Annotated in this window: 10 protein-coding genes; 7 read left to right on the top strand and 3 right to left on the bottom strand. The window is 68.3% G+C overall.

Annotated elements, in window-relative coordinates:
• The first annotated feature begins 5 nt into the window (after positions 1-5).
• From D9601_RS15855 to D9601_RS15875, 5 genes are all read left to right on the top strand, one after another.
• A complete protein-coding gene (locus D9601_RS15855; RefSeq protein ID WP_198355060.1) occupies positions 6-1913 on the top strand; it encodes a TonB-dependent receptor plug domain-containing protein in 1908 nt (635 codons plus the stop codon).
• A complete protein-coding gene (locus D9601_RS15860; protein WP_332838027.1) occupies positions 1910-2791 on the top strand; it encodes an ABC transporter substrate-binding protein in 882 nt (293 codons plus the stop codon). The genes D9601_RS15855 and D9601_RS15860 overlap by 4 nt, the downstream gene beginning before the upstream one ends.
• Complete coding sequence (locus D9601_RS15865) at positions 2788-3741, top strand: FecCD family ABC transporter permease (protein WP_198355061.1); 954 nt, start codon at positions 2788-2790, stop codon at positions 3739-3741. Before D9601_RS15860 ends, D9601_RS15865 begins: the two co-directional genes overlap by 4 nt.
• A complete protein-coding gene (locus D9601_RS15870; RefSeq protein WP_198355062.1) occupies positions 3732-4502 on the top strand; it encodes an ABC transporter ATP-binding protein in 771 nt (256 codons plus the stop codon). The genes D9601_RS15865 and D9601_RS15870 overlap by 10 nt, the downstream gene beginning before the upstream one ends.
• Positions 4503-4564: 62 nt before the next feature.
• Positions 4565-5581 (top strand): alanine racemase, encoded by a 1017-nt coding sequence (locus D9601_RS15875; protein WP_332838028.1) that lies wholly within the window; start codon positions 4565-4567, stop codon positions 5579-5581.
• A 57-nt stretch (positions 5582-5638) separates the two neighbouring features.
• Here the strand turns inward: D9601_RS15875 and D9601_RS15880 are convergent, their stop codons facing one another.
• The 3 genes from D9601_RS15880 to D9601_RS15890 form a co-directional block, all read right to left on the bottom strand.
• Positions 5639-8956 carry a TonB-dependent receptor domain-containing protein gene (locus D9601_RS15880; RefSeq protein ID WP_198355064.1) on the bottom strand — a complete coding sequence of 1106 codons (3318 nt, stop codon included), beginning with the start codon at positions 8954-8956 and terminating at the stop codon, positions 5639-5641.
• Positions 8957-9126: 170 nt separating this feature from the next.
• Complete coding sequence (locus D9601_RS15885; RefSeq protein ID WP_198355065.1) at positions 9127-10299, bottom strand: acetyl-CoA C-acetyltransferase; 1173 nt, start codon at positions 10297-10299, stop codon at positions 9127-9129.
• 19 nt (positions 10300-10318) lie between these two features.
• Complete coding sequence (locus tag D9601_RS15890; protein ID WP_198355066.1) at positions 10319-11311, bottom strand: alpha/beta hydrolase; 993 nt, start codon at positions 11309-11311, stop codon at positions 10319-10321.
• Positions 11312-11401: 90 nt separating this feature from the next.
• Here D9601_RS15890 and phaR point away from each other — a divergent pair, with 90 nt between their 5' ends.
• Together phaR and D9601_RS15900 are read left to right on the top strand one after the other, a co-directional pair.
• Positions 11402-11968, top strand: a complete 567-nt coding sequence (gene phaR, locus D9601_RS15895; RefSeq protein ID WP_198355067.1) for a polyhydroxyalkanoate synthesis repressor PhaR — start codon at positions 11402-11404, stop codon at positions 11966-11968.
• Between the two features lie 5 nt (positions 11969-11973).
• Positions 11974-12159, top strand: a complete 186-nt coding sequence (locus D9601_RS15900; RefSeq protein ID WP_198355068.1) for a hypothetical protein — start codon at positions 11974-11976, stop codon at positions 12157-12159.
• Positions 12160-12169: the final 10 nt, after the last annotated feature.

Below are 12169 nucleotides of genomic sequence, written 5' to 3' on the forward strand. Positions count from 1 at the left end.
AGAGAATGACCGTGACCCGTTACCTGTTCGCCGCCAGCGCCCTTGCGCTGGCCGGCGCCGCTGCGCCTGCCGCTGCGCAGATCGCGCCCGCCGCCGACAACAGCGACGAAATCATCGTCACCGCCGCCCGTGTCGAACAGGCGGCGAGCGAGGTCGGCCAGGCGGTGACGGTCGTCACGCGCGACGAGATTGACCGCCGCCAGGCCGTGTCGGTCGCCGACCTCTTGTCGACCACGCCCGGCGTCACCGTCACCCGCAACGGCAGCCTGGGGGGCTTCACCGGCGTGCGTCTGCGCGGCGCGGAGGCAGAGCAGACGCTCGTGGTGATCGACGGCGTGCGGGTCAACGATCCCTCGTCGCCGGGCGGCGGCTTCGATTTCGCCAACCTGTTGTCCGCCAGCGTGGAGCGGGTCGAGGTGCTGCGCGGCCCGAACTCGGTGCCCTGGGGCAGCCAGGCGATCGGCGGCGTCGTCAACGTCATCACCGAAGCGCCCACCGAGCGGCTGAAGGCGCGCGCGGGCGTCGAATATGGCTATGCCGACAGCGTCTTCGCGCAAGGCGGCGTGTCGGGGCGCAGCGGCGCCTTCTCCGGCGCGCTGACCGGGGGCTATCTGCGCAGCGACGGCATCTCCGCCGCCGCCGACGGCAGCGAACGCGACGGCTACCGCCAATATGGCGCGACGGCACGGCTTGGCATCGACTTCACCGACGGCATCGGCCTCGACCTGCGCGGCTATTGGGCGGACAGCAAGACCGAGACCGATGGCTATCCCGCGCCGAACTACGTGCTGGCCGACGATCCCAGCTATTCGACCGCGCAGGAATTGTACGGCTATGCCGGTCTACACGCGAACTTCGTCAACTTCCGCAACCGCGTCGCCTTCACCATCGCCGACATCAACCGCGATACCTATGCGGGAGCAGGCGCGACCCCGTCGCCGTTCCGCGGCCGGTCGGAACGCTACGAATATCAGGGCGATTTCCAGCCGATCGAACAGGTGCGGGTCGTCGGCGGCGTCGAGCATGAGGACAGCCGCTATCGCGATGCGAGCCTGCGCCGCTCGGTCGGCGTCACCAGCGTCTATGGCGAGCTGATCGTCAAGCCGATCCGGCCGCTGACCATCACCGGCGGCGTGCGCAACGACGATCACGACACGTTCGGCAACCACACCACCTTCGGCGCCGACGCCGCTTTGGCGCTCGCCTCCGCCACGACGCTGCGCGCCAGCTACGGCGAAGGGTTCAAGGCGCCGACCCTGTACCAGCTGTACAGCGATTACGGGAACACCCGCCTCGATCCCGAAACCGCCAAGAACTACGATCTCGGCGTCGAACAGGGCCTGCTCGGCGGCCGCGCGACGATCGGTGCGACCTACTTCCACCGCGACACGCGCAACCAGATCGGCTTCCGCGGCTGCTCGCGCGCCGAACAGGGCGCCGCCGGCTCGATTTGCGCCAACCGCCCGTTCGGCGTCTACGACAACATCCAGCGCACCCGCGCGGAGGGCGTCGAGGTCGCGATCGGCCTGCGCCCCGTCGACGCGCTGACCGTGTCGGCGAACTTCTCGTACATCGACAGTCAGAACCGGACGCCCGGGACGAGCTTCGGTACCGACCTGCTCCGCCGGCCGAAGGAGACCGCGGCCTTCGTGGTCGACTATCGCCTGCCGTTCGGGCTCGGCATCGGCGGCACGGTGCAGATCGTCGGCGACAGCGTCGACAGCGACAGCTACGGCAACCGCGTGCAGGTCGACGGCTATGCGCTCGCCTCGATCCGCGCCGAACTGCCGCTCGGCGACCGCTTCTCGGTCTACGGCCGGATCGATAATCTGACGGACGAGCGCTATTTCACCGTCGCCGAATACGGCACCTACGGCCGCGCCGCTTACGGTGGGATACGCGTGAAGCTGTGAGGCTGGCGTCGCGCTCACCCTTCGCCGGCTTTTCCCTCTCCCAGTGGGAGAGGGAAGGAGGCGCGCAGCGCCGGAAGGGTGAGGGCAGCGTCCTGCTCCTCGTCGCGGCTCTCCTCGCCGGCTGCGCGCCGACACCGCAGCGCACCGGCGGCATCGTCTCGACCAATCCCTGCGCCGACGCGATCCTCGCGGTCGTCGCCCCGGAGCGGCTCGCCGCCGTCAGCCATTACTCGCATGATCCGGGTGCCACCTCGATGCCGCTGGCGCTCGCCCGCCGCTGGCCGGCGACGACCGGGGCCGCCGAAGACGTCATCGCGCGCCGCCCCGACCTCGTCGTCACCGACAGCTTCGCGCCCGCCGCCAGCCGCGAGGGCTATGCGCGGGCCGGGCTAAAGGTGCTGACGCTCGACATCGCTTCGACCATCCCCGCCAGCGAGGCGCAGGTCCGTCAACTGGCCGCCGCCGCCGGTCATCCGGCACGCGGCGAGGCGCTAATCCGCGCGATCGACCACGCGATCCCGCCGCAGACCGGTCCGCGCCCCGCGGCCCTGTTGTACATCGCCGGCGATCTGGCGAACGGCGGCAATACTCTGCTCGACGCGATGATGACGCGCGCCGGGCTGCGCAACGCCGCCGCCGATTACGGTCTCGCCTTCACCGGCACGCTGCCGATCGAGACGATCGCCGCCCGCCCGCCCCGCATCATCCTCAGCGACGGCGACGGCCGTACCGCCGCCTTGCGTCGCCGGGTCCTCGTCCGCACCGGCGCCGGCACGATCGAAGCGGGCTTTCCCCGCCAGCTGATGAATTGCGGCGGGCCGACCCTGATTCCGGCGCTGCGCCGCCTCGCCGCCGTGCGTGCGCAGGTGTTGTCGTGAACCGCGCCGGCCGCCTGACGATATTGGCAGCGTTGGTCGTCCTCGCCTTTGCTGCGTCGCTGGGCGCGGGCAAGCAGGGCCTGCCTTGGGGACACGACGCCGCCACCGCGATCATCATCGAGCTGCGGCTGCCGCGGGCGTTGCTCGGCCTGCTGATCGGCGCGATGCTCGGTATGTCGGGTGCGGTGATGCAGGGCTTCCTGCGCAATCCGCTCGCCGATCCCGGCGTCGTCGGCGTGTCGTCCTCGGCCGCGCTCGGAGCGGTCGCCGTCATCCTCTATGTCGGGGCAGGTAGCCTTGGCGTCTTCGCCGGGGCGATGGCGGGCGCGCTGGCGGCGATGGCGCTGCTCGTCGCACTGACCTGGCGGGGCGCCGACCCGGTCGCCTTCGTGCTGGCGGGTACGGTCCTCGCCAGCCTCGCCGGCGCGCTTACCGCCTTTCTCATCGCGATCGCGCCTAACCCCTATGCCGTGGCGAGCGTGCTCGACTGGCTGATGGGCGCGCTGACGGATCGCGGCCTTGCCGACGTGGCGCGCGCGGCACCGCCGATCCTCGTCGGCCTGCTGTTGCTCGCCACGACCGGCCGCGCGCTCGATGCACTGGCGCTAGGGGAGGGGGCGGCGCGCTCGCTCGGTGTCGACCTGGTGCGGGTGCAGGCGCTGGTGGTGCTCGGCACCGGCCTCGGCGTCGGTGCGGGAGTGGCGGCGACCGGCGTGGTTGGCTTCGTCGGCCTCGTCGTGCCGCATCTCCTGCGCCCGCTGTTCGGCCACCGCCCGTCCGACCTGTTGCCGAGCGCACTCGGCGGTGCGGTGCTGCTACTCGTCGCCGACTGCCTCTGTCGCCTGGCACCGGGCGCCAGCGAAGTGCGGCTGGGCGTAGCGATGGCGCTGATCGGCGCCCCCTTCTTCCTGATCCTGCTGTTGCGCCGCCGGGGGCAGGCATGGATCTGATCGCGCAGGGCCTCACCGTCGCGCTCGACGGTCGCACCGTGCTCCGCGACGTCGATGCACGGCTGCGGCCCGGACGGGTGACGGCGATCCTCGGCCCCAACGGCGCCGGCAAGAGCAGCCTGCTCAAGGCACTGGTCGGCCTGCTGCCGCCGCAATCCGGTGCGGTGACACTCGACGGCCGCGCGGTGGGCGCGATCGGGCGGCGCGAGCGGGGACGACTGATCGGCTATTTGCCGCAGGACGGTGCAGTGCATTGGAACCTGCACGCCCGCGACCTCGTCGCTTTGGGGCGCCTGCCGCATCGGGCGCCGTTCACCGCTGCCGGGACCGCCGATTTGGTCGCGATCGATGCGGCCCTTGCCGCCACGGAGACGGTGCATCTTGCTGACCGTACGGTTGCCGCTCTGTCGGGCGGGGAGCGTGCGCGCGTGCTGCTCGCGCGGGTGCTGGCGGGCGAACCGCGCTGGCTACTCGCCGACGAACCGCTCGCCAGCCTCGATCCCGCGCATCAGATCGACCTGCTCGACCGGCTGCGCGGACTGACGGTGGCTGGCTGCGGCGTGGGGCTGGTGCTGCACGATCTCGCCCAGGCGGCACGGATCGCCGACGATGCGCTGTTGCTTCGCGACGGGCGCGTCGCCGCGACAGGGAGTGCGGCGGAGGTGCTGACGCCCGATGTGGTCGCCGACGTGTTCGACGTGGCGGTGGCACGATTACCCGGCAGCCGCATCATGGTGCCGGTCGGGCGCATCGCGCGCTGAGCGGCGGCCGTGGGGGCGGCAGGGAATCGACGAAGGCCGTCCGGCGGCCTATGCGCGCTGGGGTGACCGCACCGCTTCGCCTCCGTCTCGACCTCGCCGCCCTCGCCGACAATTGGCGCAGCCTCGCCCGGATGAGCGGCCGCGCCGCGTGCGGTGCCGCGATCAAGGCAAACGGCTATGGCCTTGGCGCGGAGACCGTCGCGCGGCGTTTGGCGGAGGCGGGGTGCCGCGACTTCTTCGTTGCCACCTGGGCCGAGGCGGAGCGCCTGGCGCCGCTTGAGCTGCCCAATGTGTCGGTGCTGCACGGCATACGGGACGAGGACATGGCGCTGGCCCGTGCCGGTGTCGCACGGCCGGTGTTGAACACGCCGGCGCAGATTGCGCGCTGGCGCGAGTGCGGGGGCGGCGCCTGCGACGTGATGGTCGACACCGGCATCAACCGCCTCGGCATCGCCCCCGACGTCGTGGTCGCGCTCATCGACGGTTTGCGGATCGAAACGCTGATGAGCCATCTTGCCTGTGCCGACGAGGATCATCCGCTGAACGCCGAACAATGTGCGGCCTTCACGGCGCTGCGGGGTGGCACCGGTGCCGCCCGGATGAGCCTGGCGAATTCGGCCGGGATCGCGCTCGGCAGCGCCTACCATTTCGATCTGACCCGACCCGGCTTGGCCTTGTACGGCGGCGAACCGCGGCACGAGTTTGCCGGCGTGATCCGCCAGGTCGTTTTCCCGGAGGCGCAGATCCTCCAGCGCCGGACCGTGCGCGCCGGCGACACGGTCGGCTATAATGCGACCTGGTCCGCTCCGCGGGATACGGAGGTCGCGATCCTCAACCTCGGTTATGCCGACGGCTATCGCCGGGCCTTTTCGAATTGCGGCAGCGCAGGGTCGGGCAAGCTGCCGGTGATCGGCCGCGTCTCGATGGACCTGCTCGCGATCGACGTGTCGATGGCGTCGGACCTCGTCGAGGGCGATTGGGTGACGATGGACTATGCCCTGCCGGCGGCGGCCGAGGCGAGCGGCGTGTCGCAATATGAATTGCTGACCGGGCTGGGGCGGCGGTTCCAACGTCCCTGAAAAAAAGGGCCGCTCCACAGGAGCGGCCCATGAGGGAAACCATATGGTCGATGTCGATCAGAACTTCACTTCGACGCCCGCATAGAAGAACCGGCCCGTGTTCGGGTAGATCGCGTCGTTGCCGGTACCCGTCGCGTCATAGGGCGGCAGTTCATTGGTGACGTTGTCGACGCCGAAGTAGAAACGGTAGCGATCATTGGCGTTCACGCCGATGCGCACGTTTTGGTACACAATCGGATCGTAATAGACGAAGGGACGTGCATCCGGGTTGAGTGCCGGACGCCCCTGCGACGCGAAGAACGTCTCGTACGACAGGCCAGACACGATCTGCTTGCCGACGTAATTGGCGACATAGTTCAGGTCGACGTTCTTGAGGCTGAGCAGGACCGACAGATTGCCGCGCCAGCGCGGGTCACCGAGGGTGCTGTCGATGCGATCGTACCGGTTGGGCTCGGTGATATAGCTGTAGGACAGGCGATCCATCAGATAGCTGACGATGCCGTGCACGTTGATGCCGAAGTTCTCGCTGAAGCGGTGACTGTAGGCTGCATCGAAATCGATGCCCCGCGTCTTGAGCTGCGCGAAATTGTAGGGTTGGTTGATGAACCCGATGCCGTTGCCCACCAGCGGGAATGGCGGGATGATGTACGTGTCGATCGTCCGCGACGTCTGGCCGTTGAAGGTCAGATTGGTGGTCGGATCGTTGGTGGTGCGGCGGAAGATCGCGGCGCAGAACTGATTGTTGATCCCGCCCGGATCGTCATAGCAACGGTTGAGGATCGCCTGGCCGGTCAGCCCGGAGATGACGTTCTTCACCCGGATGTTGTAATAATCGACCTTGAGCGTGAAGCCCGGCAGTGCCTCGGGGGCGAGAATACCGCCCAGCGTGAAGCTGTTGCCGACTTCGGGGGTCAGGTTCGGATTGCCCTGATTGTAGCCCGCGACGCCTGAGCTGGCCTGGTTGGTCCAGGGACGGGTGATGATTTCCGCGGGATTGGCCGGGTTGGCGAACGTGATCGTCGTCGGGATCCCGGCCGCGGCGCAATTGCGAGCACGGTTGGGATTGGCGGTAATGTTGTTCGAGCTATTGGTACCGCCGGGCTGATCGCAAGGATCGGTAAGGCCGTTGGCGAACGTGACCGCCTGCGTCGCATACAGGTTGCTGAGATTGGGCGCGCGAACCGAGCGCGACAGCGTCGCGCGGAACCGCAGACCACGGACCGGCGCCCAGATCGCACCCGCATTCCATGCCCAAACCGAACCGGTCGTCCCACCATAGTCGGAAACGCGGCCGGCGCCTTCCAGCGTGAATTCCTTGATTAGCGGCAGGTTGGCGAGCAGCGGCACGCGCAATTCGCCGAATGCTTCCTTGATGTTCACCGCGGGTGGATTGAACGGCGCGGAGCAATTCAGGAAGGTCTGCGCCGGGCAGGAGGAGGTCAACGCGTCATAGGCGGAATAGGCATCCTCACGCCGATATTCGCCACCCAGCGAGAAGCCGATGGGGCCGCCCGGAAGACGGAGGAAGCCGCTGGTGTCGCCCGAGATGTAGGCGGTTGCGTCGATCTCTTCCGCCCATTGCCGACGCGTCGAACGATAGAGGATGTAGTTCAGCGCCTGCTGGCTCGGCGCTCCATAACCGAAGACGTTGAGCGGGAAGCAGCCTGCATCGTCGTTGGTGGTGCTGGCGTCGGCATTGATGCCGCACACCACCCGCTGGCCGGCCGAGTTCAGCACATAATTGCTGCCGGCATAATTGGCGGGGGCTAGTACGGCGTTGACCGCGTTATTGTAGTTGGCGATGCGCACGTTGCCGCCGGTGGCGTAGAAATTCTCCGTGCGCCCGTAATTGCCGGCGATCTCATAGTTCAGGCTACCCGAACTGTTCAGATCACCACGGACACCCAGTACCGCGCGATAGGTGTCGCGGCTGTGCTGCTCGGCACGCGTGCCGAAGTCGTTGTTGAAGCGGTAGAGGGTGAAGCTGGTCGCACCCGGTGCCAGAATTTGGGTCAGGGTGTTACGGGCCTGGGTCGTCAGGAATGCGTTGTTCAGGCTGAACGTCGGGCTGAGCGTGGCGTTGATGAAGGTCGGCTGGGTGGACTGTTGTTGCGCGTTCACATGGGCATAGGTCGCTTCCAGGAACGGCTGGAACGCGCGCGACAGCTCGGCGTTGATGAACAGGTTGCCAAGCACACGCTCCTGACCAGGCAGCAGCATGGCGTCTTCGACGCCGGTGGCACCCAAGCCACCGAGCACACCGCCACCGATTGAGCGATTGTCGACCAGACCCTGGCTGGGGTCGTTGCGGATCAGCGTGCCGTTCGGGAGGAAATTATAGAAATAGTTGAGCAGACCACCGGTCGGGGTGGTCTGGCCGGTGCAGACGAGATTGCGGCGGGTGGCATTGGTCGCGGTTGCGGCCGGGCAGCTCGTCTGCACGACGCCGCCCAGCGACAGGTTGCTGTAGGTGATGCCAGGCGGCGTGCCGACGAACGCCGTGTTCGGAATACCGTCGAAGTTGCGGTTCGGCGCCGTCGTGATCTGCGAGGTAATGAACCCAGGCACGCCGGTGGTAGCGCCGAGATACGAGCGATCCGAATAGAACACCGGCCGCTGGCGGGAATATTCGCCCGACACCGTGACGTTCAGCTTGCCGTCGGCGAAATTGTGGCCGGCGATACCGCTGACCAGATAGCTGCCGCGGTCCCCATATTCGCTGACACCGCTCTGCGCGCGGAGGCGGAGGCCTTGATAATTGCGGCGCAGCTTGAAGTTGACGACGCCGGCGACGGCGTCGGAGCCGTAGATCGCCGAATTGCCGCCGGTGACCGATTCCACGTTCTCGATCAGGTCGGACGGGATCGTGCTGATGTCGGGCGTGTAGCTGCCGGGGACTGCGGTGACGACGCGGCGGCCGTTGACCAGCACGAGCGTGCGCGAGGTGCCGAGACCGCGCACGTCGAGCAGGCTGAGACCGGCGGTGCCGATGCTGCCGGTCGAGTTTGCCTGGCTGAACGTCGGACGGAATTGCGGCAGGGTGTTCAAGGCATCGCCAACGTTCAGATCGCCGCGCGTGCCGAGCAGTTCGGCACCGGTGATCGTCGCGATCGGCACGGCGGCATCAATCGTGCTGCGAACCCGGATACGGCTGCCGGTGATCAGGATTTCCTGATTCTCGTCCTGCGTGTCCGTGCCGCTCGTCGCCGGCGTGGTGGCCTGCGATTCGTCGATGGCGGCATTGGCCGAAGTGGTCGAGTCGGCCGGGACCGGTGGATTGGAGGTCTGACCAGCGGTCTGCGCCGATGCCATGGTGCCAAGGAACAGCGTGCTCGCAAGCGCCGTGGCGCCCGCGAGACGGGTAAGTCTCGTCATCTAAGTACCCCTGTTAGCGACATTTTTGTCTAGCAGGGGCATGCTGTCGGGAAGCTATGAACGACTCAAGTCAGCATCGCTTACCGAATATGACAATCCCGTCATTTTGGAGTAAAGTGTGACGTTCAGGTAACAGTCATATTTCGTATATGTTGCTGATCTGAAACCATTCACCGCTCGACGCACATGGCGATGCCCATGCCGCCGCCGATGCATAGCGTCGCCAGGCCCTTTTTCGCGTCCCGCTTCTGCATCTCGTAGAGCAGGGTGGTCAGCACGCGGGCGCCGCTGGCGCCGATCGGGTGGCCGATGGCGATCGCGCCGCCGTTGACGTTGACCTTGTCCGCGTCCCAGCCGAGTTCCTTGCCGACTGACAGCGCCTGCGCGGCGAACGCCTCGTTCGCCTCGATCAGGTCGAGGTCGGCGATCGTCCAGCCCGCCTTGTCGAGCGCGCGGCGGGTGGCGGGGACCGGGCCGATGCCCATCACCGACGGGTCGACGCCGGCCGACGCCCAGCTCTTGATCGTCGCGAGCACCGGCGCCCCGCGCTTCTCCGCCTCTTCGCGGCTCATCAGCACCAGCGCCGCGGCGCCGTCGTTGAGGCCGCTGGCATTGGCGGCGGTGACGGTGCCGTCCTTCTTGAAGGCGGGACGGACGGCCGCAACGGCGTCGAGCGTCGCGCCGGCGCGAATATATTCATCCTGGTCAACGATCGTGTCGCCCTTGCGGCCCTTGACCGTGACCGGCGCGATCTCGTCGGCGAAACGGCCCGCGGCGCGCGCCGCCTCGGCCAGATTCTGCGAGCGGACCGCGAAGGCGTCCTGGTCGCCGCGCGTGACCTGATATTCCTCCGCCAGATTCTCGGCGGTGATGCCCATGTGGTAGCCGTTGAACACGTCGGTCAGGCCGTCGTGGACCATCGTGTCGACGAGGCTGACGTTGCCCATCTTGGTGCCGCCGCGCATCGTCTGGGCATGCGGGCTCAAGGACATCGACTCCTGGCCGCCGGCGACGACGATCGTCGCGTCGCCGGTCTGGATCGCCTGTGCCGCCAGCGCCACCGCGCGCAGGCCCGAACCGCAGACCTGATTGACGCCCCAGGCCGGCACCTCCTTGGGTACACCGGCGGCCATCGACGCCTGACGCGCCGGATTCTGGCCCTGCGCCGCGGTCAGCACCTGGCCCAGGATCACCTCCGACACCTCGTCGCCGGCGACGCCCGCCTGGGCCAGCGCCGCCTCGATCGCGACGCGGCCGAGCTCGTGCGCCGGCGTCGCGGCGAAGGCGCCGAGGAAGCTGCCGACGGGGGTACGCTTGGCGGCGGCGATGACGATCTCGGTCATGATGAACTCCTTTACGGGCCTATCTAGTCGGCGGAAGCGCCGCAATCCAGTCGGCGAGTGGCTGCCACAGGTCGGCGCGGGCACGGCCACCGACGATCATGCCGACATGGCCGAGCGCGATGTCGCGCCGGTCGGCCAGCCCGATCGCGGTCGCGGCGGGGACGATGCGGTCGGTCAGCGACACGAATTCCACCGCCGGACAATCGAGGCGATCCGGCCCGGCGGGGGCGCCGGCGATCGGCCACAGGCCGCGACCCGGCGTGTCCTGCGCGACGAAATCCTCGAACAGGTCGCGGGCGAAGGCGAGCGGCAGCGGCGCGCCGCCATTCGCCCAATCCTCCAGCCGGACAAAGGCGCGGGCGGCGTCGCTGGCCGGATCGAGCTGCGCGAAACGGGCGAATTTGTCGACGGTGCGGGCGGGGTCGAGCCGCCAGAAGCCGGCCTGTAACGCCTCCATCGGCAGGACGCCGAGCGCATCCGCCGCCGGTGCCGCCGCGTCCCACAGCTCGAGCATCGCGGCGCGCTGCTGCTCGCCATAGCCGCGATAGTGCCAGGGGGAGGCGATCGTCGCGATCCCCGCCACCGGCGCCGCCGCCGCAGCGGCAACGGCGAGCGTACCGCCGAGGCAATAGCCGACCAGAACCGGCGGCTGTGCGCACGTCCGCAGCAGGGGCACCAGCAGCTGTTCGACATGCGCGGTGACGCCGAGCGCGCGATCCGCCTCGCCGGGTTCGCCCCAATCGAGCAGATGGACGGATAGGCCCCGCGCCGCGAGCCATTTGGCCAGCGACGCGTCGCGGAGATCGAGCACCGCCGGCGGATTGATCAGCGACGGCACCAGCACCACCGGCCGACCGACGCCGCCGCAATCGCGCAGCATCGCGCGGCCGGCGCGGGCGACGACGGGGGCGGGCGGCGGCGGCGCCGGGCGGGGCGCCCGCTGGAAAGCGGCGAGGCCGGCGAGGGCGGCGGCGCGGCGTTCGGGCTGTTCCGCGGTCTCGCTGCGCAGCATGGCAAGGAACAGCGGCAGCGGGCGCGGCCCGTGTTGCGGCGCGGCAAGCGTCGGTCTATCATCCCCGGCAATCACGGACAGGGGAGCCGTATGAAGAAACAGAACAAGGCCGGCGGCACGGTCATCATCAAGAAATACGCCAATCGGCGCCTCTACAATACCGAGACGTCATCCTACATCACGCTGGACCATCTGGCGACGATGACTCGCGAGGGTCGCGACTTCAAGGTCGTCGATGCGAAGACCGAAGAGGACATCACGCACAACGTCCTCACCCAGATCATCATGGAAGAGGAAAGCCGCGGGCAGACGATGCTGCCGGTCAACTTCCTGCGCCAGCTGATCGCGATGTACGGCGATTCTATGCAGTCGATGGTGCCGGGCTATCTGGAAGCGTCGATGGACAGCTTCCGCCGCAATCAGGAGCAGTTCAAGAGCGCGGTCGAGGGCGCCTTCGCCGGGTCGCCCTTCGCCGAGATCGCGAAGCGCAACCTGGCGATGTTCGAGGCGGCCGCGGCGGCGTTCAAGCCCGCGAGCGTCGCCCCGGCGCCCGCGGCCGCTGCGGCGCCATCCGCGCCGGTCAGCAAGGACGACGAGATCGCCGCGCTGCGCGCCGAACTGTCGCGCCTGCAGGACAAGGTCGAGAAGCTCGGCTGACCGCCATGCCGGTGGCGTTCTGGGGCGCGGCGGCAAGCCTGATCGTCGCGCTCGCCGCCGCACTGGGCGAAGGCCGCCGGCGGCGGCGACGGGACCTCGACCGGGTCGGCTGGGTGGATTGGCGGACGGTGCAGCTGGCGGCGATCGTGCTGGCGCTGCTGCTGATCAGCATCGGCTTGAACGCGCGGTAGCTGCGGGCGG

Origin of the sequence: Sphingomonas sp. MA1305 (assembly GCF_016107325.1) — a bacterium.
Lineage (GTDB): Bacteria > Pseudomonadota > Alphaproteobacteria > Sphingomonadales > Sphingomonadaceae > Sphingomonas.

Bases quoted from the DNA above. Each gene is read 5' to 3' on its own strand.
- D9601_RS15855 (WP_198355060.1), top strand. From the start codon at position 6: ATGACCGTGACCCGTTACCTGTTCGCCGCCAGCGCCCTTGCGCTGGCC.
- D9601_RS15880 (WP_198355064.1), bottom strand. From the start codon at position 8,956: ATGACGAGACTTACCCGTCTCGCGGGCGCCACGGCGCTTGCGAGCACG.
- D9601_RS15900 (WP_198355068.1), top strand. From the start codon at position 11,974: ATGCCGGTGGCGTTCTGGGGCGCGGCGGCAAGCCTGATCGTCGCGCTC.
- D9601_RS15870 (WP_198355062.1), top strand. From the start codon at position 3,732: ATGGATCTGATCGCGCAGGGCCTCACCGTCGCGCTCGACGGTCGCACC.
- phaR (WP_198355067.1), top strand. From the start codon at position 11,402: ATGAAGAAACAGAACAAGGCCGGCGGCACGGTCATCATCAAGAAATAC.
- D9601_RS15890 (WP_198355066.1), bottom strand. From the start codon at position 11,311: ATGCTGCGCAGCGAGACCGCGGAACAGCCCGAACGCCGCGCCGCCGCC.
- D9601_RS15885 (WP_198355065.1), bottom strand. From the start codon at position 10,299: ATGACCGAGATCGTCATCGCCGCCGCCAAGCGTACCCCCGTCGGCAGC.